Source organism: Bacillus sp. MM2020_4 (assembly GCF_011250555.1).
Classification (GTDB): Bacteria; Bacillota; Bacilli; order Bacillales; family Cytobacillaceae; genus Neobacillus.
In genome coordinates this window covers 1-21,532 of the sequence record NZ_JAANMZ010000062.1, presented here as the reverse complement: position 1 = coordinate 21,532, position 21,532 = coordinate 1, and the positions used below count along the sequence as shown (strand labels likewise).

Genomic DNA, 21,532 nt, shown 5'->3' with positions numbered 1-21,532 from the left:
AGATGTGTAATAAGAGACAGATACTACATGAATTAATAGAACAGGTCCAAAGTTTTTCAGAAAAAGGGTTTAAACTATTGGTTAAAAAAGGTTGGTTTAATGAACCACCAGTAACTAGTAGATCAATTAAATAATTATAAACTGAATCCAATCGTGTAAATAATAAAAGAGAAGGAATTTGATAAGAAAAGACTTATAGGCAAGTGGAAGTGGGAAATCCATAATCTGAAGTGGTTATTAGGGGACCTAGATGTGAAGAACTAAAAGATGCTTTATGCTTTACTTCAACAGGAGTAAAGCCTTTTTCTTATTAAAGTAATAGGCGGGTTAGCGAAAGGAGGTTAACTGAACATAAAAAAGTATGGAATTTTCCATACTTTAGAAAATCACTTTATTTATCTCTTCCAATATTGATGGTGCTAATATTCTTAAAAAGGATTTGGATAGGACTGATAATATTGTGGATTTTGATAAGGGATACTTGCAAATCTTTTGTTTTTAGGAGGACCTATAATTGTTGAGGTTTTAATTGGTTCAATTGCTTTTCGCCATAGATTGGCATCAAGTCCATAGGTATGAGCCATAACATTCGGAGGCGTTAACCTTAAGATATCGGAACCAAAAATAACCTCAGGAGACGGTGCATTAAAGAATGATAAAAAGTGTGTGTTATCAACAGTAGCCATCTGATAATGCCACCATCCTTGTGGAATAGTTGCAACCTGACCTGGTGTGGTCTGGAAATTGAGGATTTGTTTAGTGAAAGGATTTAGTAAGGAAACTAAAACTGCTCCAGAAATACAATACATTAGCTCTGCTGCGTTTTGGTGATAATGGGGTTCTACAATATTGCTAGTATTTATGAAAACATCCAGTAAAGACATATTTTCCAGTGTATTCAACTGTTTGACACCTAGTACATTAATATAATTTTGATTATCTTTTTTAAATAAGGGACTTGTATTTACATCAAAAGTGAATTGAGTTGAAGGAGATGTATAATCCATATATGATTTCCTTCCCTTCTTTGCTTGGGTAGCCTTAGACACTCTATGCATATTATGGAATTGTCGTTTTCAGTACTATTATAGATATTGATGTTAATGTTGGTGGGAGGTCAGGAAAATGCAGATTTACAAGGTTAAGCCATTTTAAGAAATAAAAATGCTTAACTTAATAACCATAAGGGGTTTTGAGACATGTATAGCTACCCCAAATAGAAGGAACAGCGTCTTATGGATGCTGTTTGTCTTTTGTATTCCTCAACGCGGGTTCTGGAGTAATATCAAGAGGTACCTGATACCTTTTCTTAGTATTATCATTAGGGTTAACCATTTTGAGATTAACATTCCTTCCTACGTTAAAATAACCATTATCAATCTGGGTGATAAGGACATTTGGTATATTAATTTTAAACATAAATATCAAAATCCTTTAATTATACCAGAAGGATGATCAACTCCATCTGGATCAAATATAGGTGACATACTCATAGTTGGGTTGAAATCTCCATTATTAACTTGACCTTGTTGAATTTTCTGATTCAGTGCTGGGGCGTTTAGAATACCGCCAAGACCTGCTATATTGAAGGAACCTCCATGTTGAACTGCCGATGATTTAATAGCCCCAATAAAGATTGGCAACATTAATACACCTCCTAGTAGTATCCACTATTCGTAGCTGGATAATCTGTAATATCCGGATCATAAATGGGGTTGTGAGTAAGTAAGGTATTACCGTCACCGTTGTTTTGTGTACCAATTTGATTTTTTATATGGCTTGAAGGATTTATGATAAAGGTAGTACCGATATTGACTGCAGAAGAAGCAGTCACGGAATTAACCTTAAATACACCAATACTAATATTCATTATTGACGGGATTTAGTCTAGTTGTGCCCATGGGGATTGCAAAATTGGGTAATTGGGTGTTACCTTTATCTTTGAAATCATCAACTGGGAACTCCTCATCCCTGAATATAATTGTGTCCCCATGAGATTCGCCATGCTTATTCAAAGTCATTCCGACATTCACTATACCGTTTAAATTTGTAATTTTGAATTGGCCAATGTTACAAATTAAATTTCCGACTAAAGCCATCCCGCACCTCCTGAACGCATAACTGTTATATATTATGAATAATAAGATTGACATGTGTTTTAATTCCTCATTTATTTTTGGAGTAAGGGATCGTATACAAAATTAAGTACATTATCCGTTCCCATGCAGGCACCGACCCGATAGCAAAACCCAGAACCCCAAGCTTATATACGTAAAACAGAAAAATTGAACCGATTTGAATTGAAGTAGAAAAACCTAGATATACGTATCAGTATGATGCAGCAGGAAATCTAGCTTATCAAAATGATTCGGTTAAAAATACCCTGTATCATTATATTTTTGATACAGGGTATTGTTTAGTAAAGGTGACAGATTCAAATAGCAATGAGCTAAAATACAATTATGATTTAAAAAACAATATCAGTTCTGTGTTAGGCAAAATCAACAATACTACGCATGCCACGAATGATTCATACGACGGTGATTAAATTTTTCAAGTAAGCAAGCTATCCTATAAGACAGCCCCTTTTACTTCCTGTTCCAAAATCGTTGCATCGCAATTGCTTTGACAAACGCTTCCCCGAAGTTGTTAGTGCCTGAAGCAAAGACGACACCTTCAAGCTCTCCGTTTTTCGGGGGCTGTATGTATGCGCCCCCAGTGGTCGCCACGCCAATCGGTTTGTGATACTTGTATGTCCCTTGGATAAAGTCTTTCACATACCAGTCGAAGGCAGCTTGATTTTCCACGTGTCCACCAACAACATACAGAGAATCATAAAGAACATGGTTCGTCGCGTAGAAACTCTGGTCCAACGTGATGGTCGTCCCTTGTGCTCCTGTAACCGTACCCAATCGATCGCTGACAAACTCCACGAAGACTCCATGTTCGACGAGCGTGGTCACCACTGAGTCGACCTCTTGATCGAGAAATCCATTGCCAATCAGAACGCCAACCCTCATGGTATAGGGGAGATGTGGTGTATTGGCTTGACTCAGAGCTGGAGAGGACGCAGAAACGGAAACTTGCTTGGTCGATGGTGGTCGTACGCCGATGTTTGAAGCAATGGTGGAAGCCAATGAATGGTCCACTCGTCCGAACATGTCGACGACTTGTTGGCGAACAGATTCGCTCTTCACTTTTGTGAGTTGAAAAATGAATGACTGTAATATATGGTTTTTTTCAACGTCAGACAAACTATTCCAGAACAGACGTGCTTGGGAAAAATAGTCCTTAAACGAGTCGCTTATGGCTTTGGTGGCTAAACCTTTTACCTTTTCGGGATAGAATTCGTAACCGCCCTGCTCAGCCGGTGTTGGGCTGGGTGTATTGCCCGCTAGTGAGTTTTGATAGTAGTTAACCTGGTCAATATCGATCCGTTGGCGATGAGCCCCTTCTCGTTGGTAGTTGTGAAAAGGACAAAGCGGTCGGTTGATAGGTATTTCATTGATGTTCGGACCACCCAACCGATACATCTGCGTATCGCGATAAGCGATAAGTCGGCCTTGTAATATAGGATCATTGGAAAAACCGATGCCCGGAACCACGTTGGTCGGATCAAAAACGGATTGCTCGGTCTCCGCAAAAAAGTTGTCGACATTACGGTTTAGTGTCAGCTTTCCGATGATCTGAACAGGAACGATTTCTTCCGGCCAAAGCTTTGTCGGATCGAGAACATCAAATTCGTATGCGTGTTCTTGTTCCTCTTCGATCATTTGCACCCCAAATTCGTACTCGGGATATATCCCGCGTTGAATCGCCTCATGAATATCGCGTCGGTGAAAATCGGCATCCAACCCGCCGATGATGAGGGATTCTTCTTGGAGAAGCGAATGTATACCGAGGACTGGCTTCCATTGAAAGCGTACAAATCGAGACTTTCCTTGGTCATTGATGAACCGGTATGAATTGATCGCATAACCCTCCATCATTCTCCAACTTCTTGGCACCGTCCGATCCGACATAAGCCACATGATAAAATGCGCAGACTCCTGGTTATTTGCAACAAAGTCCCAAAAGTTATCTTGTGCTGCTGAAGATGTCGGCATATCCGTGCGTGGATCCGGATTGGCCGCATGATGTGAATCGACAAATTTCTGCGCGTCATTCACGAAGAACACGGGTAAATTTAATGATAATAGGTCCCAATTGCCCTCCTCAGTATAAAATTTCACTGCGAAACCTCGCAAATCGCGCGAGGTATCATACGATCCGCGACCGCCATGATTTGTTGAAAAGCGGACGAATACGGGCGTACTTGCACTTGGATTCTGCAAGAAACCCGCCCTGGTATAAGGCTTCATCGACTGATAAACCTGGAATGTCCCGTGAGCACCGAACCCTCGAGCATGGGCGACACGTTCTGGAGTCCGTTCCCGGTCAAAATGCATCAGCTTATCAAAAAAAAGAAAGTCCTGCAACAGAGCAGGGCCTCGTGCTCCAGCCTTCAATATCCCGTCATTGTTGGATGGCTTTAATCCCGCACTCGTCGTAAGGGGATTTCCTGTATTCTGAACACGAAATTCCTTAAGTTGTTCAATTTTTTTGTTGCCTTGATTCTCTCTTTCATTAGAATCGTCATCGTAATTCATATTATCTCATCCCCCCAAGTCATGATGCATTTCACGGTATATATATGCCCGGTTTCTCCCTAGTATTCGAAGCTTCTTAAACTGGTTAATCGATGTGGCAAATGCCCATTTGGAGCTAACAGATTACATACAGTGGCGGGTAATAGAACTTCAGAATAAACCTGTTTCCATATAGTTCGAGGAGGTACAGACGCAAACCGCTATGAAAGACTGTGAACAGAACCCGCACAGGGGACATGAGAATTTTGGACTCCTTTACCCACGATATGCGGATTAGTCCCTCTTCTATGTAGTGTTAATAGTGCGATGGACAACTTTAAGGGGACTTAAAAAAATGTCTATGCAGGTGCTGCTTACTTTTGCTGCCATGAATTGAAATAAGATGGCAAACTGGACTTGGGTGAATCCAAAAATGGCATAAAAAACGACCCTGGAGAGGTCTGTACAAAGAAAAGTTGAGCAAAAAATACGTAAGAATGCCTTTTGGCGGCAATCCTCAAGGAGCAGCTTTTTATTCATGAAATTTAGTTTTAAAAAACCATTTGTGAAAAGCATGTGTTACGTAATCAGTTATCCAAATGGTTATAAAACTCCAATACCAAGTCCATTTTTTATATTTAATTAATTTTGTATATTTCACTGCAATTATTTCAAAGATGACTATTACAGAAGTACTAATAAAGAAATGCAGGGTTTTTAAAAGGTTAGATTTATTTTTTGGATAATACAAACTAAATAAAGCGCACAGTCCAGGATATATAAAGTATTCAAATGAAAAATTAGCTTTATTTGCTTTTTTAAAAAATAAGCGATATGGATAGGAAATTAAGTTTTTTTCTACCACTAGTAATCCAAAAATCCATGTAAGTGCTTGTTTAAATAAAAATACAACTAGTGTTTCACGAATTTTATTCTTTGGTGTACATTTTATTAATAATAATGACACAATTATCCAGGATGAAATTTCGATAGTTTTCTCAGCTTTGTATTTCATTCATTATCCTCCCTTTAATAAATAGTTTTTACTTTTATAATTGATTAATTCAATTTTTGTTTAAGGTAAAATGATAAAGCGAAGATAATATGAAATAAAACAGTTAGAGATATTAAGCTAAGCGATGATTCAAGAAGAATGAACGATCTTATTGTATGATGCTCCTTATTTGTAAAAACAATTTATCTCCATTTGGGGAATTTTAATGGCAAAAGAACCATATAAAATGATGAAAGGAGGAGAGTAATAAAATGCAGATAATGGGCAATTATTTTCGTTCGCGTGCGAGTATGGTGTACATGATGACGAATAATGAAGGAATGAATCAAATCATTGCCTTTTTCAGAGACATGAATGGAATGCTCACATTTGCGGGTTCTTACCCAACCTATGGCAGAGGTACGGGTACAAAAGAAGTCTCCGGGGCAACAACGAACGATGGAGTCGATCCGTTGTCATCACAAGGCTCGCTTACTTTATCGCGAGATGGACGTTTTCTACTCGCAGTAAACACAGGGAGTAATAGTATCAGTAGTTTCATTATAAACGAAAGCGGAGTGCCAATTTTTGCGGATGTGAAGCCATCAGGAGGTGTTCAGCCGAATAGTATAGATATGTTTGGTAATCTTCTCTATGTCTCCAATGTGGGTAGTGCTGCAAATAATTTTTCATCCAATATCTCTGGCTTTCACATGGACGATAACGGGCGCCTTACTCCTATTCCCGGTTCAATCCATTCTCTAAGTACTTTCAATGCACAGCCTGGGCAGGTTCTCTTCACTCCAAACGGTAGTAAAATCCTTGTTTCCGAACTGACATCAAACCATCTTAGTATTTTCCATGTAAATAATAAAAATGGTACTGTTACAGGACCAATCGTAAATAATTCTTATGGTCAAGGACCATTGGGGGCCTATTTTCTTTCTTCTGGAATCCTCTTAGTTACAGAATCAATGGCAAACGCGCTGTCATCCTATTCAATGAGTAACGACGGTATCCTCCATGTGATTAGCGGTTCTGTGCCAAACGGATATTTGACCGCTTGTTGGATTGCAACAACGAAGGATGAACGTTTTGCATACACCGCCAACACCGCAAGCGGCACCATTTCAACCTACCGTATCCATGCTAACGGAGCTCTGTCGGTGGAAGGAAATATTACCAGTACACCGCCTGGCACAGCACCAGGTCTACCGATTGATGTGGGAGTGAGTAAAGATGGACGGTATTTTTACACCCTTAACGGTAATCAGGGTACAGTATCAGTATTTAATATACAAGCAGATGGTAGTCTGGTAAGATTACAGGTTGCTGCCTGGACTAACCTGCCTTACTTTGGATCGCAAGGCTTAGCTGTTCTTTGAGCCGATCTTATCAAAAAAAGGTAAGGAGGCAGATAATTTGATGACATGACTCTTCCTCCATGTGATTCAAACAATGGGATTGCGAAGGTAATCCCATTGTTATCAAATAAGTTTATTGTTAAAAAATATGAAGGATAATAAACAAAAGAATTGGAATACAAATGTTACATACAATTGTCTCAAATGTAAGACTACTTCTTCCAATTTTGATTCCGATTGACTAAACTTCGCTTCGTTTTTATTATTTGGACATGTTTAAATTGTTCTACCCATATATATAAATAAAGGTAAATAATAAGGGAGCGTTTGGAAACATGTCACTAAGAGATTTACTTCTCATTTTCAGTAAAAATGAATACGAAAAAAATCTAAAAAAAAAATTGGCTTCCTTAGAAAATGATCTAGAAGAAATGAAAAAAGCACTATCGGTCATCCAAGAACAAGAAAAAGGTGTTCAAGAAACAACGGTAATTACGAAGGAGCCGCCAATTATCATAGAAAAAATTAATATTGAAAAAATTATATTGGATAAATATGAGCTAAATAATAATTTTGGTCAGTTAGGAATCAAAGAACTCAAAGGAAAACTAAATATCGGGGCAACTTATGGGAGTGAATATACACCTAATTTAAATGAAGAAGAGAAGGAGAAGGAGCCCCTGCAAAGAAAAGAGAAAATGAAAAATGACGAAAGTGGGACAAGTCCAAAAGTAAAAATTCATCCAAAAAGAGAAGAAGAAATGAGAAAAGACTAAAGTTTCATCCTTTAGTCTTTTAAGATTGTACGGTATTAGCGTGGTACCACACAATTTGAAGATAATCTGGGAACTTTTATTGCCGATTTGGTTTTACAAATTCTTTCTTGGATGGCAGAAGACGAACGCAACCGAATTCGAAAAAGGCAGCGTGAAGGGATTGATGTGGCTATAAAAAACGGTATAGCCTTTGGTAAATTTCAATACATCTGTTTTATTCATCTTTAATTGGAATTATTTCTACTTTTGCATAGATACGAGGATGGCTGACGATTAAAAGTCCATTCCAATACTTCGCACATAATTGATTGGGATTGATCTTGTCAGGCAATTTAATCTGCCTTTCAAATTGTCCAGTAAATCTCTCTGAAAATGTTCTATTCAACTCGGAATAAATGGGGTTGCTCGTTCCCTTTACTGTTAGCAAGTCTCTGGCAAGACTTAATTCAATATCTTCTTGCTTTACACCTGGGACTTCAATAATGATATACACTTCGGACTCTCCTTCTACTATTTCAATGATAGGAAATAGGGGCGTTGAAGGTTGTTTTTTATTTGCTTCCTTTTCTTTAGAAGTTGATGAGGTCTTAAGCTGCTGCTCATCAAGAAATTGCCTCGCAAAATCTTGATCAAATAAATTATTCCAGAACTCTCCATCCTGCATATTTTGAGCGACGTCCATCCATTGTTTTAATTTTTCAATATCCATAGGCCCACATCCCTTAAACAATAGAAATTGTCATTTCCTTTACCTTAAGCGAGAAAGACATTCATCACTATGTATATGCGTTAAAGTTTTTATCATTTCATCATTGTCAAATATAAAAAGTTCATGATCGATTATGCTAATAAATTCATTTGCATCGAAATGAATTGTTCATTTCGATACCTGAACTCAAAATTCGAGAAGATATGCAGGTCTATTCAAATAAAAAACTGAAAGATCTCTATCATTTTTCTGTAGAGAATCGGTTTACGGATGTTTGGATGCCAAAGAAAATGATTTTATAGCAAGGGAATAGAGGAGTTCCTTTTATATAAACTAGAATAGGGTTTCTCAAGGGTGGTCGGTACACTCCCAAACAGAAGGGGGGTGATGCCGCATGACAGTTTTTGAATCATTAATGTTTGCGATTGGCTTTGCTAGTCTAATTGTAGCGATCCTGTCATTTAAATCAAAAAAATAATCCACCCTTGAGTTAACGGCTCAGGTGGATTATTCTGCCCAATAGCCGACCCCCTTAGAGGGAACCGTCTATTGCTGGACCGGACATGTAACAGCATGTTCGGTCTTTTTTATTTTATTCAATCCTTACTTATAATATAACCTATGATACTGAAAAAAACTATTTTATAAAATAGTATATGAATTCATTCTAAATATGAGTATTATCAATGTTTTTAGTTTTCACCTTTTTCTTAATACACCTTTTTTTACAAGGTTCACAAGTGTCCCTTTATTTTTATAACGATTATTGGCAATCAATCTATTTAAATCTTTAATAGTTAAATTGGACGGATCAATGGCCAAATCGAATTCACTCTTGATCTTGTCTATTAATAGTTGGGTGGTGCCTGGCACTTTTTTCGTTTAATTTTTAGTATTTTGTCATTTTTCGACTAGTGCGGAGGGAGTCAGGGACCGATTAATTCGTAGGTTTTTTGTCAGAAAACTCGCATGTAAGGACATCTCCCATAATAAAGTAGATATAGACGGCTGTAACAATCCTTTTAGTTGTAAAACATCTGGAAAGTTTCGTATGGCGGTAATAAAGAAACCATGGGCTTGTTAAGTTAGATGGGAGGGGTTTAATGTTTCATATTGTAGCCTGTATCAAGCAAGTGCCTGACACTAAAATTATTAAGATGAATCCTAAAACGAACACGATGGATCGGAGGACAGCGCCTGCGATTTTGAATCCGTATGATGCTCATGCAGTTGAAGAGGCAGTCCGTTTAAAGAAACGATATGGTGGGACTGTATCGGTTGTCACGATGGGTCCACCTCCAGCGGTGTCCGCTATAAAGAAGTGTATTGAAATAGGCGCGGATGAGGGGTATTTAATTACAGATCGCCGGTTTGCGGGTGCCGATACATTGGCAACGAGCTATGCCGTGACAAAGGCGATTGAAAAAATTGCAAAAACCAGACCCGTCGATTTGATCATTTGCGGAAAAATGTCCATCGATGGAGATACCGGGCAAGTCGGACCCGGAATAGCTAGAAGGCTTGATATACCACCACTCACTTCTGTGAACAAAGTCGTGGATATCAATCAAGAAGAAGGATATGTCGTTGTCCATCGCAAGCTAGAGGATGGATATGAAGTCGTCCAATCCACCTTGCCGTGTTTATTTTCCGTTGAAAAAACTATTAATGACGTGCCATATTCCCCGATGCCGAACATGCTCAAAGCTGCCAGATACAAACCACATATCTGGTCTGTTGATGACCTTGAAGATGTAGATATCAAGCAGCTTGGTTTAAAGGGATCACCAACCATTGTTTCCAAAGTATGGGCTCCGCAAAAACCGGCAGGGGGAACATTCCTTGAAGGCAACCCAGCAGCACAAGTAGAGCAATTGCTTCAGATCCTGTTTGAAAAGAAGGAGCTGTTTGAAAGTAAGGAGGGAATGTAATTGGAGTTTAACGATTACAAAGGTGTTTGGGTCTTTATTGAACAAAAGGATGGAGAGGTTGCCTCCGTATCCCTTGAATTATTAGGTGCTGGTAGGAAATTAGCTGATAAACGAGGTGTGGAACTAGCGGGTATTCTTATCGGGGAACATGTTAAATCTTTAACAAAGACCGTGTTTGAATATGGAGCAGATACCGTGTATGTCTATGATCAACCTCTTTTTAAGCATTACCGGACTGAAACCTACATGAAAGCGCTATTAGAGTGCAGTGATAAATATAAACCGGAAATTATTCTCTACGGGGCCACCTCAACAGGAAAAGATCTGGCAAGCGCAGTGGCCACCGATTTGCCGACAGGGTTGACGGCGGATACGACGGAGCTGGATGTAGAAGAGGAAACGGGGTTACTCCTTGCGAGTAGGCCGGCGTTTGGCGGAAATATTATGGCAACCATTTTATGTAAAAAATACAGGCCGCAAATGGCGACCGTACGCGCCAAAGTCATGAAGGCGCTACCCCCAGAGGTGGGGAGAATAGGCAAGGTCGTCGAAGAATCCGTCTCATTAAAGGAAGAAGATATCCGGACAAAAGTTTTGGAAATTGTAAAGGAAACGGTTAAGAAGGTCAGAATCGACGAAGCGGACATCGTTGTCGCTGGCGGAAAAGGCTTAGGCAGCTACGAGGGATTTCAGTTAATACACCATTTGGCTGAAACGCTTGGAGGAGCTGTTGGTGCGAGCAGGGATGTGGTGGAAGCGGGTTGGATTGACCACCCCCATCAAGTAGGGCAAACCGGTGTGACGGTAACGCCAAAGATTTATTTTGCAATCGGGATTTCAGGCGCGATTCAACATATTGTGGGAATGAAAAATGCTGGTTTAATCATTGCCATTAATAAGGACAAAGAAGCTCCTATTTTTCAAAACTGTCATTATGGAATTGTTGGCGATGCATTTGAAATCGTTCCTGTCCTAATCGAACAGTTTAAACATGCACTTTCTAGTGACAAGGTGATGAAGTAAGTTAGTACTGAATGATTACCATTATTCCCCTCTCATTCGTGAGTGAATTCTTCCATTTTCTTTACTTCACTAAGGAGTAAAGTTTTTTTTGTGCTATAATTAGTACCAGATAATAGAACTTACTAGTAGGTTTTGGTCCTGTTAAGCAAAATAAATACGCCTAAACTGGAGATAATACTATGTTTGCAAATACCAAATTAAAATCACAAAGTGTCACTGCCTATCTTAAGTCACTGGGTATCAAGGAATGCCAAACCAAAGAGGACTTCTGGAAGCATGTAACCGAGGTCGATTCCTTCTTGGCTAAGGAGCTCCAACCCATTATGGACCGCAAACTTAAAGGGAATATTTATGAAGTGAAAAACAGAACACTGCCCTTCAGTTTGGCAGTAGAATCATGGACGATGAATTTCCATCAATCCTTGCTCAACTGGGTCAGTCAGCAAACTTATTTAAAGCCGAAACGGATTTTGGAAATTGGCTGTGATAATGGGTTGCTGTCTTGCAGGTACGCCACCATGTTCCCAGATGCCGAGATTGTAGGGATCGACCTGTGTGGAAATGGGATTCGATGTGCTTGGGAGTTGGCAATAAAGCAAGGACTGAACAACGTGAGTTTTTACCAAATGGATTTCATGGAGGTATCTGAGCACTTTTCCCTGAATTCTTTTGATTTAATCATTTCTGCACGGACCTTTCATGAGATCATGGGGCCTATCATGATTTCAAACTATTGGTCACTTCAAGAGTACATGAAGGAGAATCCAACCTATGGTGACAGTCGTTATGTAGAAATAGTCCATCGTTTGTTAACGGAGGATGGATTGTATCTCTCTTGCGAACAATTGAAAAATTCCGCAGATCTCGGAAGGTGGGCGAATGTGCTTCAGGATGCGGGTCTCCATATTCAATGGGATAACAGTGGTACTATCGAATACCATGAAATAGGAGTAGATAGGCTGTCTCCTGTGATTGTGGCCACAAAAAGGGAGAATAATCTCGAAACCTTGGAAGGGATGGAACACCTTTATACGAAAGGTTACCCACTTGTATTTGAGGAGGGGAGGTCTTATAAAGGAGGGACAGCGGAGTTTGCCTATCAACGGCTGGGGGAGAAAACATTCGTCACAGGGATTCAATTGAAAGTGCCGAACCATTGGCATGTTTTTCGACTTGAGCTTTGGGAGACAGATGGGCTTCTGCTTGTCTATAACTATGGAAATATGGGGTATCATGAATTGGATATTTTACCTGCCTCCGCATATGAAAGAGCACACCAGTTAATGGAGGAGGCGGTCGGTAAGTTCGGTCACCTTGGTCCGCTTGTTTGGTATGACAACCTGGATGAGCGACCAGAGTAGTTCAAAATTTAGTTATGGGGATACTCATTCTAGAAAGAGATATTTTTGTACTACTTGAAAATATAAACTATTTTCATAGACGCCTAGCAATCCCCCGATAATCTAAAGCTTTAACGGACCGGGGGACTGACTCCAATCTTGTGGAGATTGACTTACTAAATGAACATGAGCAGCAAGAGGTTGTAAATAAAATGAGTTAGCTGCGGCGATCCTTTTTTAGTCATTAAAGAAAGGTTTATTCAATATATGTATAGAATAAGTAGTTATATCTGTTAAAGGTGGGTGTTTGGATGCTTCAACACGAATATGGTTGGGTTCGACAGACTAGAGCGACTCTGTTAGATTTTTGTGGGAAATTAGATCCTAATCATTTTACACATAAAAATGGATTCGGTTGGGAGAGTGTAAGAGACACATTGGTTCATATAGCTGATTGCTACGTTGCGTGGCTTGGCTCATTTGTTTTATTGAAGACGAAAAAACCACTTACTCCAAGGGAAGAATTACAAAATCTCGGTTTAGAGCAAATAATAGCACGCTTTGAACAAGTGGATTCAATAGTAAATGAAGTATTAGAGCTACATGGACAAAATGTAAACATGCTAATTGAGCGAGAAATTCCTTGGCGAGAAACACCTGAACTATTATCTATTTCTCCTTGTAAATTGCTCATGCACACCATCACGCACGAGTTTCATCACAAAGGACAAATAGTAGCTATGCTCCGTCAGATGGGTTATGACCCCCCAAATACAGATGTATTAGGAACAGAAGATTAATATATTATAGAAGGATTTTGGCGATGTTTGTTAGCGTAAATTGGAAACCGCAGACAGTTGTCCTTTCGAAAATATCTTGATCGCCTTAGCAGACTCTACACGCCAAGAGTTACTTGACCAAATTGCTTTACGAGGACAAGTAACAGCAAGCACATTAACAACTACCCTGGAAGAACCTTGGACAACATCACATCATAAACTATTGTATCAATTCATGAGGGTGTTCAGGATGAGGAACATAGGGGAGATACAAATCCAACCAATTATCGGGCAAGCATGGACTGGTAAACATGTTATCTTGCTTCATTGTACTACTAATAATCAATACATCAGTCTTTATAAAAGTTACCACGCACCGATTGAGCCGCCCCGTCCCAATTGTGCGGAAACGCTCTCGCAATTACTAAGCATTGGGTATCGCATAATGGCCATTACGCCACTATCATCGAATCAAATTCAATATTTTTTAGTACTTTGATTTCGGAAACACGCGTCCGTAATGGAGCCTAAACTATTTGTCTACCTTTTTTGGTCAGTTCAGTAAATAAATAGGGCATGTGCAGCTCTTGTCAAATGGTTAAATGAATGGTAAGATTTTATTACTGAAAAAATAAATCGTAATGAGGTGAGGATCATGATAGCAAAAAATTATACATCTAATCCTCATATTGCTTTTTAGATATTTTTTATTCAAACACATTAGGCTCTGAGGGTAGGATTTACACTCAGGGCTTTTTATATTTAGGCAGATAAGAAGGGAACGTTGATACCTTCTAGCCGATCTATGACAGCCACTTATGGAGTGGCTGTCATTTTTTTTGGACAAATGCTTGGTCAAGGCAACAATAGCGGTTGTATTTTTGAAAAGATTTAATCGTTTGTCAGACAATGGATCTGAACTTTATTAGGGGGAATAATGTATTGAACTTGGATTACGTGCGAATAAATTCATTTTTTGCGGAAAATTTCAAACAGTGCCGCTTTACGTTTATGCAGGCTCATACCTGGAGATTAGGGGTCGATCCGTTTCGTCGGTACCTTGTTCCAAAGGATAAGGGACCCCCTTCTTGAACTATCATTTCCCGTTATTCACAGCTTTCCAAATATGAAAGGATGATGCTTTATTAAAAGACTCGCTCACTATTTTCGCTCGTTACAATCCGGACAGTCCTCTTACGGTATGATTTATGAGGATCCAATCTATTGGGATAATGATGTTGCCTATTACATTGAACCGACACATAAACTCACACCGGATAAACCATGTATCACCATAAAAATACCTTTTGACCGTCTCGGTTTAGATGAACAGATGGATCAAGTTGTTCTCTCCGATTTTGCATTAAGAGAATGGGTTGATTATATAGAGGCATTAAATCAATCGATTTATAACCGCTCACGTACTGATAAAGATAATGGTGCTTTTTATTGTTTTCGTCCAACCAATGTGGTGTTGAAACGTAATGCGTCCCATGTTGAGGTCATCTCGGAAACATGGTATGTATGCTTAATGATTACCGTCCAACTTCCATTCAAGAATAACAATAAAGCCATGCGCATGCTCTGCAAAATGCTTCCAAAAGAAGTGGAGAAGTTTATTGCCAAATTTGATCTCATCCGATTAAATGATGCCTATGAATGGGTAAAAAAACAAAATTTGATTCGCGAATGGCTAAAATCCAGTGGTTATTGTGCCTTTATTGGGAATGGCAGCATTTTGCCAAGAAATAAAGACAACAGCGGGCCACTAGAGGGTGCCTTGCCTTTTACATCCCCAGAGGATGTGGAAGTGGAAATTGGTGGTTTGCGAGGAATGGGAATAAAACAGGGTGTGACGGTCATCACCGGCGGTGGTTATTCGGGTAAAAGCACTTTGCTGGATGCACTCAATTCGGGGATTTACAATCACATCATCGGTGATGGACGATAATTTGTGTTGACAGATCAAAGTGCAATGGAAATAGCTGCAGAGGAAGGCCGTTCGATAAAAAATATCAATATTACGCCCTTCATCAAATGGGTACCCAATCGTTCGGCTGAACAGTTTTCGACTGACTTCGCCTCAGGTTCCACTTCTCAAGCCGCCAATATTATGGAGGCAATCAACTTCGGGTGTAAGCTTCTTCTGATGGATGAAGACAGAAGTGCGACGAATTTTATGATTCAAGACAGCAAAATGCGTGCATTAATCAAGCATGAACCCATAATACCTTTTACGGAACGTGTTAGGGAGCTATATGAGGCCGTTGGCGTATCGTCCGTTCTTGTGATTGGAGGTAGCGCTGAATTTTTATCCGTTGCCGATCAAATCATCCTAATGGACAATTTTGTGCCAAAAAACGTTACTCAGGAAGCAAAAGATTTATGTAAACACGACAAACCACGTGAACCCATCCCCCATACAAAATGGGAGATAGAAAGAACAATAACCACCGACCACTTTTCGAGCTATCCACAGGACAGTGGGACAGAAAGGCTGATCGTTTCATCCATGGGATATATGATGATAGGGGATGAACAAATTGATATCAGAGGGCTTTACAATATCACATCACAAGCCCAGCTTGCAGCTATTGCCTTTTTACTTCGAAAAATCGCGATAAGTAATCAGGATCGCCACATTTTTCTTCATGAAAAGATTAAAAGAGCTCTCGAAGAGATGGAAAGAGAAGGAGTGGATCGTGTATTTTCTTCCTTTTTTCCTGGTTTCGAAAGATGGCTTGAACTACCAAGAATCAATGAAGTATTATCTGTCATAAACCGAATGAGACAGTTGGATTTTATTCAGCTTGAGCCTTCTGAACACCTATAATTACCATATAACTATTTGATTATCTTGATAAGGTATTCACTCGACCTGAAAGAGTAGTCGTTGTATCCGGCTCGCAGCAAGCCCTAAAAGTGCGTTCAAAGAAATGTGAAAAAATTCAAGTAAATGCGTCCATGTTTTATCCGACCTAGTGTTATAATTAATGAAGAAAAAGGTTATTAAATAGTTATAGACTATAATGATAAAAAAGAAAAATATACGTAGGAGGCGTGTTTTAATGGTTGCAACGCAGGCAATTCTGCAATGGACTTTCATCTCTGAATGTCCGATTCCAAATGATGTGAATGAATTATTAGTGGATGGTGAAGTGGCAATAGCTGCTTACAAAACCATTCGTGATAGTGCCATCTTCACGAATAAACGATTGATCGTAAGAGATGCTCAGGGGTTAACAGGGAAAAAAGTTGAGATTTATTCTTTGCCCTATTCATCCATCAATATGTGGTCAACGGAGAATGCCGGGAGTTTCTTTGATGTAAATGCGGAGGTTGAATTATGGACCAGGGCAGGCCACATTAAGGTAAATCTCAAAAAAGGTGTTGATATTCGTAAGTTTGATAAACTAATTGCAAATGCACTCCTTTAATGTGGTCTTTTCCTTTCCACATGTTTCATCAGGAAATAAGTGGTAGGCTGTTCGTTTATCCAAGGTTGTATCATCCAATAGGTGATGCCTTAAAGGGTGTCACCTATTTGCTTTTTTCAGAGTAGAAGAAAAAACAACGCTTGGGTGAGTGCCGATGGAATCGATTGGGAATAAATCCTATAGCTTAACCGATTATTTCTTTTTGACTTTTATTAGTCCTTTCCCTAAATTACCCTTTTCAAAATAGCAAATGACTACATCATCGACTTTTATTTTCTCATCGGAAACAATCTTTTGAGTAGAAAAAATGATCTCTGTCCCGTCATTCCTTTTTCCATAGTACCGAATGCCTTCAATTTTGCTAATTGTATATTCTTCTGTGGTATATTCTACGGAATCGTTGTTTTTCGTATTTGGACTGGTCACAGGAGAAACTGTATGGTTTTTAAGTAAAACTAATGCTAGTAAAACTAAGGAAAGTACCCCAAGGATCATAATTCTTTTGAACATGTTACTCTACCTCCCTCTATGTATTGTAAGAGATGCAAGAAGAAAGTAAATCCAACTATTTTCCCTTAGTCTTTATACCTAGAGTCTTTAAAAGGCTTACAAAACGCAGGCTCAAGTCCGGCTTTTTTATCCCTTCATTTCAATCCCGTTTTCTATATAGATGGTGTTTTGTAATCCAGTTTGGTTTACCAGATAGTCACTAACATTTTTTGCAGCCCTTCTGATCATCACGTCGAGTTCTGGATTGTCAAACACTCGTGCGAAGCAGCGGATGATCAAGGTATCATTTTCTTTAAACAGCTGATAATAGACATTTTCTTTATGTGTCTTCGAAAAACAGTGGATAAATAGATATTCATCTGTTGGTTCAAATCCATTTACCTTCAATTCTTTATGAACTATTCGGTTTACTTCCGTGATTTGAATCTCTGAAAGATTTAATCTCATATTAGCTTCACCCTCTTATTGTTTGATTTGAATTTCCGCTACTTTCATTATATGAAATTCGAGGTCGCCAATCACCAAACCGAATTGAACTCTTTTTCATTATTAAATGATTCAAACATCCCATTCAATAAATGTGTAGTGGTCTTTTCTCGAGAATCTGTAAGGCGGAAGGTCAATCCGTGTATAAGTTGCACCTATTCTAATCAACTTAAGAAATAGATAAATTAGAAGAAGGTGTAGTATGGTGAAAAATTGTTATCGGTCATTCCCCATCATTTCTTTATGCATGGCCATATTTCTACTGTCATCGTGTAGCCGGATGCAAGGTAAAGAGGAACACAAAAATCATAAAAGTCCTCGTGAAGTTTTAGGTTTCTACACAGAAAAGGAAGGAACGTTTCCTAGCTCTCAACCGACAGTTAACTCGCAATCTGCCAATTTAAGCATCATTGCGCCTTTTTGGTATAAGCTTGATGATAAACGTCCAGGCAATCTTATTGCTTCCGTTCCATCAGATCATAAAAGAAAGGTTATTCAAAGTGCTCATGATAAAAACCTGAAAGTATATATGGTTGTCCATAATCTCTTTTATGAAACGGTGGAGAAAGGCAAGCAGGTAGCGAGTAATGTACTCGATAACGATCACAACAGTGATGTTTTCATTCAGAACTTACGGAATGAAATGAATCAGTTTAACTATGACGGTATGAATGTGGATATGGAAAATTTGAATTTGGCTGACCGAGATTCCTTTAGTCAGCTGATCAAAAAATTGTCTGATGCTGCGCATTGTGATGGAAAAGTAGTGACGGTTTCAGTCCCGGCAAACACAGGGGATTCCCGAGCTAATCCTTGGTCACCGTGGTTTGATTACGAAAAACTTGGTCGATATTCAGATGGGTTATTGATGATGACTTACGATGAGCACAACCCAAGAACAACCCCCGGATCAACCGCATCTGTCGATTGGACAGTGGCAACGATTCGTTATGCTTTGAAACAGGGAGTACCACCATCAAAAATGTTACTCGGTATTGCGGGTTATGGATGGGACTGGGATACAACCGCAGGCAAGACCAAGTATAGCTCCTATAAAGAGCTAATGGGTCAGAAAACAAAGTATAAAGCAAACGTGATATGGGACTCACGTTCACAAACCCCCCATTTTGATTATATAGATGAAGCCCAACATAGCCACCAAGTTTGGTTTGAGAATAGTGAAAGTCTGCAGTACAAACTAGACCTTGTAGAAAAATTTCATTTACGGGGGATCGGGATTTGGCGGCTTGGCTTAGAAGACCCCATGTACTGGAAGACTATCTCCGAGAAAATAAAAGTAAAAAAGTAAGGGAACGGACATCCCATTTTTGATGCTGATTTTTAACCCCTAAAACGCTACTTTTGCGATCAAAAATGAAATTTGGAAGCGATTTTGCACGTTTGATTTACCTATGCAGAGTAGCCTTACTAGGGGCTACTCTATTTTTTTTATGTTTTGACTACAAACATTCAAATTACAAAATTTGTGGTCTTAAATAATGTTGCCCGGCATGCTAAAATGAATAAACTAAATGAAACAAAGAATCGTATCTTAGATTAAGATCTTCCGATACTAATAGGTGTGATGAAGTTTGAGAAAAATAAAAGCAATAATCATGATTTCGGCTCTACTTACTGTGTGTATCCTTCTTCCTTTTTTTCTTCTTGATCGAAATCATGCAAGCAATGAAACAGTTACAACCGTTGCGACCGCTGAAACTGAACAAGTGGAAAAAACCAAAGATATTGCTCTTAAAGAAGAAGAAAGGCCATTAGTAGACCATGCCATTAAGCAGGAAAGCCAAAAACCCTTCACCGATCAAAGCAAGAAAAAGGTAAGGGAAGTCGTGAATGGTGTGGTTGATTTCTTCGAAAAAGATCAAAAGATTGTCGCAATTGGAGACTCGCTTACGGAAGGTGTAGGAGATGAAACAAAGAGCGGCGGATATGTCGGGATCCTAAATCACACGTTTGAGGATCAAAACCTGACGATCAAAATAGAGAATTTCGGTAAAAAGGGAAACCGGTCGGATCAGTTACTTAAGCGGCTGGAAAATAAAGAAATTGCCACTGCTATCTCAAAGGCTGATATTGTTTTCATAACAATTGGCGCCAATGATATTATGAAAGTATTAAAAAGCAATTTTACAACCCTTTCACTAGAACCTTTCCAAGTAGAAAGAGTGGAATATACAGAACGATTGACAGCCATTTTGAATAAAATGACCGAATTGAACCCAGATGCCCATATTTATTTAATCGGATTTTATAATCCTTTTGAAAGTCAATTCGCATACATTAAAGAATTAGACATGATCATAGATAATTGGAATGAGACAGGAAAATTAATGACAGAAGAATATGAGAATGTGAGCTTCATTCCCACAAAAGATCTATTTACGAATTCCACGATGGATTTATTAGCAGTAGATCAATTCCATCCAAACACAAGCGGCTATAAACTTATTGCCCAGCGGGTCCTAGACTATATGAAAGTGACCGAGGAAGCAAGGGCCGCCCAAACAAATGATGACCCAAACTAAATCCACATGGGGGTATATGATCAATACTCCGGGAATGATATGTACAATCAATCTTTTACTAACAATGGTACTTATCTAAGTCACACACGTGTAAATTAAACTTTAAAAAAATCCAAGAAGCAATCACTATTGCTCCTTGGATTTTTTGTTATAATAAACGATACATACAATCCTATCGAAAACGCTAAAATCAAACTGTTAGAAAGAAATAACACCATTCATTGAAAAGGGGAATGTTGGCATGTCGTTGAAATTGGTGAATAACATTTTCTGTGTTGGGCGTAATTACGCTGCCCATGCAAAAGAACTAAATAATGATGTACCTAAATTTCCAATGATTTTCTCCAAGCCGACACATGCCTTGGTAGAAGCAGCAGGTCAGGAGATTGTGCTTCCTGGGAATCGTGGTTCCATTCACTTTGAAACAGAAATTGTGATCAAAATCGGGAGACCGTATGTAAAGGGTATGAAAGTAGATGAGATTGTTGAAAGTATGGCAATTGGAATTGATTTCACCTTGCGGGATGTTCAAAGTGAATTGAAGAAAAAGGGCCATCCATGGCTGCTGGCAAAAGGCTTCCCGAACTCAGCGATTGTGAGTCGGTTTATTCCATTTCCTGGTGCTGACGTAGTAAAGGAGACTATTTTTTCTCTTCAAAAAAATGGAGTGACCGTTCAGCAGGGAAATAGTGAAAATATGATCTTTGATTTGCAGACCATTATTGAGTACATCACACAAAATTTTGGATTAGGGGAAGGCGATATCATTTATACCGGAACCCCAGAAGGTGTAGGTCCTGTGATCGGCAACGATCATTTAGTTTTAAAGTGGGGGGATTCGGTGCTGGGTGAGTGTAAAATAAAGATGCCTAAAAGATAATACTATTTATAGTCCGGCTGCCATTCTAGGCAGCTTTTTCTAATTAGGTTAACTGCTCAGGTTCGTGCAATGTGGAAAAAATGATGTTTCTATGTTCTATCAAAAATTTGTGATAAATAGTATATAGAGAGT

At 39.0% G+C, this 21,532-nt stretch carries 22 protein-coding genes and 2 pseudogenes; 15 read left to right on the top strand and 9 right to left on the bottom strand.

The window, feature by feature from the left end:
• Positions 1–428: 428 nt before the first annotated feature.
• From G6554_RS23405 to G6554_RS23380, 6 genes are all read right to left on the bottom strand, one after another.
• Complete coding sequence (locus G6554_RS23405; protein WP_242637903.1) at positions 429–1,007, bottom strand: cupin domain-containing protein; 579 nt, start codon at positions 1,005–1,007, stop codon at positions 429–431.
• 417 nt (positions 1,008–1,424) lie between these two features.
• A complete protein-coding gene (locus G6554_RS23400; protein WP_166246390.1) occupies positions 1,425–1,646 on the bottom strand; it encodes a hypothetical protein in 222 nt (73 codons plus the stop codon).
• 11 nt (positions 1,647–1,657) lie between these two features.
• The gene (locus G6554_RS26390) at positions 1,658–1,870 is read right to left on the bottom strand and encodes a spore germination protein (protein ID WP_481747934.1); all 213 of its coding nucleotides are present in this window, start codon (positions 1,868–1,870) and stop codon (positions 1,658–1,660) included.
• Positions 1,860–2,099 (bottom strand): hypothetical protein, encoded by a 240-nt coding sequence (locus G6554_RS23390; RefSeq protein WP_166246386.1) that lies wholly within the window; start codon positions 2,097–2,099, stop codon positions 1,860–1,862. The genes G6554_RS26390 and G6554_RS23390 overlap by 11 nt, the downstream gene beginning before the upstream one ends.
• Positions 2,100–2,588: 489 nt before the next feature.
• Positions 2,589–4,649, bottom strand: coding sequence for a catalase (locus G6554_RS23385; protein WP_166246384.1), 2,061 nt, complete (start codon positions 4,647–4,649; stop codon positions 2,589–2,591).
• Positions 4,650–5,160: 511 nt separating this feature from the next.
• Positions 5,161–5,643 (bottom strand): CBO0543 family protein, encoded by a 483-nt coding sequence (locus tag G6554_RS23380; protein ID WP_166246382.1) that lies wholly within the window; start codon positions 5,641–5,643, stop codon positions 5,161–5,163.
• A gap of 251 nt (positions 5,644–5,894) precedes the next feature.
• Between G6554_RS23380 and G6554_RS23375 the strand changes: the two genes are divergently transcribed.
• The 3 genes and pseudogenes from G6554_RS23375 to G6554_RS23365 all read left to right on the top strand — a co-directional run.
• Positions 5,895–7,007, top strand: coding sequence for a lactonase family protein (locus G6554_RS23375; RefSeq protein ID WP_166246380.1), 1,113 nt, complete (start codon positions 5,895–5,897; stop codon positions 7,005–7,007).
• A gap of 314 nt (positions 7,008–7,321) precedes the next feature.
• Positions 7,322–7,762, top strand: a complete 441-nt coding sequence (locus G6554_RS23370; protein ID WP_166246378.1) for a hypothetical protein — start codon at positions 7,322–7,324, stop codon at positions 7,760–7,762.
• A gap of 45 nt (positions 7,763–7,807) precedes the next feature.
• A pseudogene (locus tag G6554_RS23365) lies at positions 7,808–7,960 on the top strand (recombinase family protein); the annotation flags it as partial.
• Between the two features lie 16 nt (positions 7,961–7,976).
• Here the strand turns inward: G6554_RS23365 and G6554_RS23360 are convergent.
• A complete protein-coding gene (locus tag G6554_RS23360) occupies positions 7,977–8,471 on the bottom strand; it encodes an Hsp20/alpha crystallin family protein (protein ID WP_166246376.1) in 495 nt (164 codons plus the stop codon).
• A gap of 394 nt (positions 8,472–8,865) precedes the next feature.
• Between G6554_RS23360 and G6554_RS26385 the strand changes: the two genes are divergently transcribed.
• The 9 genes and pseudogenes from G6554_RS26385 to G6554_RS23320 all read left to right on the top strand — a co-directional run bounded on the left by G6554_RS26385 (position 8,866) and on the right by G6554_RS23320 (position 16,981).
• The gene (locus tag G6554_RS26385; protein WP_481747935.1) at positions 8,866–8,949 is read left to right on the top strand and encodes a putative holin-like toxin; all 84 of its coding nucleotides are present in this window, start codon (positions 8,866–8,868) and stop codon (positions 8,947–8,949) included.
• 625 nt (positions 8,950–9,574) lie between these two features.
• Positions 9,575–10,402 carry an electron transfer flavoprotein subunit beta/FixA family protein gene (locus G6554_RS23355; protein WP_166246374.1) on the top strand — a complete coding sequence of 276 codons (828 nt, stop codon included), beginning with the start codon at positions 9,575–9,577 and terminating at the stop codon, positions 10,400–10,402.
• Positions 10,403–11,425: an electron transfer flavoprotein subunit alpha/FixB family protein gene (locus G6554_RS23350; RefSeq protein WP_166246372.1), complete on the top strand. Its 1,023-nt coding sequence runs from the start codon at positions 10,403–10,405 to the stop codon at positions 11,423–11,425.
• A gap of 179 nt (positions 11,426–11,604) precedes the next feature.
• Positions 11,605–12,786, top strand: coding sequence for a class I SAM-dependent methyltransferase (locus tag G6554_RS23345; protein ID WP_166246371.1), 1,182 nt, complete (start codon positions 11,605–11,607; stop codon positions 12,784–12,786).
• Between the two features lie 290 nt (positions 12,787–13,076).
• Positions 13,077–13,565, top strand: coding sequence for a DinB family protein (locus tag G6554_RS23340; protein WP_166246369.1), 489 nt, complete (start codon positions 13,077–13,079; stop codon positions 13,563–13,565).
• Positions 13,566–13,794: 229 nt separating this feature from the next.
• Complete coding sequence (locus tag G6554_RS23335) at positions 13,795–14,043, top strand: hypothetical protein (RefSeq protein WP_166246367.1); 249 nt, start codon at positions 13,795–13,797, stop codon at positions 14,041–14,043.
• A 702-nt stretch (positions 14,044–14,745) separates the two neighbouring features.
• Positions 14,746–15,936 (top strand): annotated as a pseudogene (locus G6554_RS25840) (P-loop domain-containing protein); the annotation flags it as partial.
• A 120-nt stretch (positions 15,937–16,056) separates the two neighbouring features.
• Positions 16,057–16,377 carry a hypothetical protein gene (locus G6554_RS26250; RefSeq protein WP_347564346.1) on the top strand — a complete coding sequence of 107 codons (321 nt, stop codon included), beginning with the start codon at positions 16,057–16,059 and terminating at the stop codon, positions 16,375–16,377.
• Positions 16,378–16,612: 235 nt separating this feature from the next.
• Entirely contained in the window at positions 16,613–16,981 is a 369-nt protein-coding gene (locus G6554_RS23320) for a PH domain-containing protein (RefSeq protein ID WP_166246362.1), read from the top strand.
• 192 nt (positions 16,982–17,173) lie between these two features.
• Here G6554_RS23320 and G6554_RS23315 read toward each other — a convergent pair whose 3' ends face one another.
• Both G6554_RS23315 and G6554_RS23310 read right to left on the bottom strand, forming a co-directional pair.
• On the bottom strand, positions 17,174–17,491 hold the full coding sequence (locus G6554_RS23315) for a hypothetical protein (protein ID WP_166246360.1): 318 nt from the start codon (positions 17,489–17,491) through the stop codon (positions 17,174–17,176).
• A 126-nt stretch (positions 17,492–17,617) separates the two neighbouring features.
• Positions 17,618–17,938: a hypothetical protein gene (locus tag G6554_RS23310; RefSeq protein WP_166246358.1), complete on the bottom strand. Its 321-nt coding sequence runs from the start codon at positions 17,936–17,938 to the stop codon at positions 17,618–17,620.
• Between the two features lie 241 nt (positions 17,939–18,179).
• Here G6554_RS23310 and G6554_RS23305 point away from each other — a divergent pair, with 241 nt between their 5' ends.
• The 3 genes from G6554_RS23305 (at position 18,180) to G6554_RS23295 (ending at position 21,400) form a co-directional block, all read left to right on the top strand.
• The gene (locus G6554_RS23305; RefSeq protein WP_166246356.1) at positions 18,180–19,286 is read left to right on the top strand and encodes a glycosyl hydrolase family 18 protein; all 1,107 of its coding nucleotides are present in this window, start codon (positions 18,180–18,182) and stop codon (positions 19,284–19,286) included.
• Positions 19,287–19,569: 283 nt separating this feature from the next.
• Positions 19,570–20,520, top strand: coding sequence for an SGNH/GDSL hydrolase family protein (locus G6554_RS23300; protein ID WP_166246355.1), 951 nt, complete (start codon positions 19,570–19,572; stop codon positions 20,518–20,520).
• 241 nt (positions 20,521–20,761) lie between these two features.
• Positions 20,762–21,400 (top strand): fumarylacetoacetate hydrolase family protein, encoded by a 639-nt coding sequence (locus G6554_RS23295; RefSeq protein WP_166246354.1) that lies wholly within the window; start codon positions 20,762–20,764, stop codon positions 21,398–21,400.
• Positions 21,401–21,532: the final 132 nt, after the last annotated feature.

Excerpts from the sequence above, each read along its gene's own strand:
- G6554_RS23405 (WP_242637903.1), bottom strand. The coding sequence starts at position 1,007 with ATGGATTATACATCTCCTTCAACTCAATTCACTTTTGATGTAAATACA.
- G6554_RS23400 (WP_166246390.1), bottom strand. The coding sequence starts at position 1,646 with ATGTTGCCAATCTTTATTGGGGCTATTAAATCATCGGCAGTTCAACAT.
- G6554_RS26390 (WP_481747934.1), bottom strand. The coding sequence starts at position 1,870 with ATGAATATTAGTATTGGTGTATTTAAGGTTAATTCCGTGACTGCTTCT.
- G6554_RS23390 (WP_166246386.1), bottom strand. The coding sequence starts at position 2,099 with ATGGCTTTAGTCGGAAATTTAATTTGTAACATTGGCCAATTCAAAATT.
- G6554_RS23385 (WP_166246384.1), bottom strand. The coding sequence starts at position 4,649 with ATGAATTACGATGACGATTCTAATGAAAGAGAGAATCAAGGCAACAAA.
- G6554_RS23380 (WP_166246382.1), bottom strand. The coding sequence starts at position 5,643 with ATGAAATACAAAGCTGAGAAAACTATCGAAATTTCATCCTGGATAATT.
- G6554_RS23375 (WP_166246380.1), top strand. The coding sequence starts at position 5,895 with ATGCAGATAATGGGCAATTATTTTCGTTCGCGTGCGAGTATGGTGTAC.
- G6554_RS23370 (WP_166246378.1), top strand. The coding sequence starts at position 7,322 with ATGTCACTAAGAGATTTACTTCTCATTTTCAGTAAAAATGAATACGAA.
- G6554_RS23360 (WP_166246376.1), bottom strand. The coding sequence starts at position 8,471 with ATGGATATTGAAAAATTAAAACAATGGATGGACGTCGCTCAAAATATG.
- G6554_RS26385 (WP_481747935.1), top strand. The coding sequence starts at position 8,866 with ATGACAGTTTTTGAATCATTAATGTTTGCGATTGGCTTTGCTAGTCTA.
- G6554_RS23355 (WP_166246374.1), top strand. The coding sequence starts at position 9,575 with ATGTTTCATATTGTAGCCTGTATCAAGCAAGTGCCTGACACTAAAATT.
- G6554_RS23345 (WP_166246371.1), top strand. The coding sequence starts at position 11,605 with ATGTTTGCAAATACCAAATTAAAATCACAAAGTGTCACTGCCTATCTT.
- G6554_RS23340 (WP_166246369.1), top strand. The coding sequence starts at position 13,077 with ATGCTTCAACACGAATATGGTTGGGTTCGACAGACTAGAGCGACTCTG.
- G6554_RS23335 (WP_166246367.1), top strand. The coding sequence starts at position 13,795 with ATGAGGAACATAGGGGAGATACAAATCCAACCAATTATCGGGCAAGCA.
- G6554_RS26250 (WP_347564346.1), top strand. The coding sequence starts at position 16,057 with ATGGGATATATGATGATAGGGGATGAACAAATTGATATCAGAGGGCTT.
- G6554_RS23320 (WP_166246362.1), top strand. The coding sequence starts at position 16,613 with ATGGTTGCAACGCAGGCAATTCTGCAATGGACTTTCATCTCTGAATGT.
- G6554_RS23315 (WP_166246360.1), bottom strand. The coding sequence starts at position 17,491 with ATGTTCAAAAGAATTATGATCCTTGGGGTACTTTCCTTAGTTTTACTA.
- G6554_RS23310 (WP_166246358.1), bottom strand. The coding sequence starts at position 17,938 with ATGAGATTAAATCTTTCAGAGATTCAAATCACGGAAGTAAACCGAATA.
- G6554_RS23305 (WP_166246356.1), top strand. The coding sequence starts at position 18,180 with ATGGTGAAAAATTGTTATCGGTCATTCCCCATCATTTCTTTATGCATG.
- G6554_RS23295 (WP_166246354.1), top strand. The coding sequence starts at position 20,762 with ATGTCGTTGAAATTGGTGAATAACATTTTCTGTGTTGGGCGTAATTAC.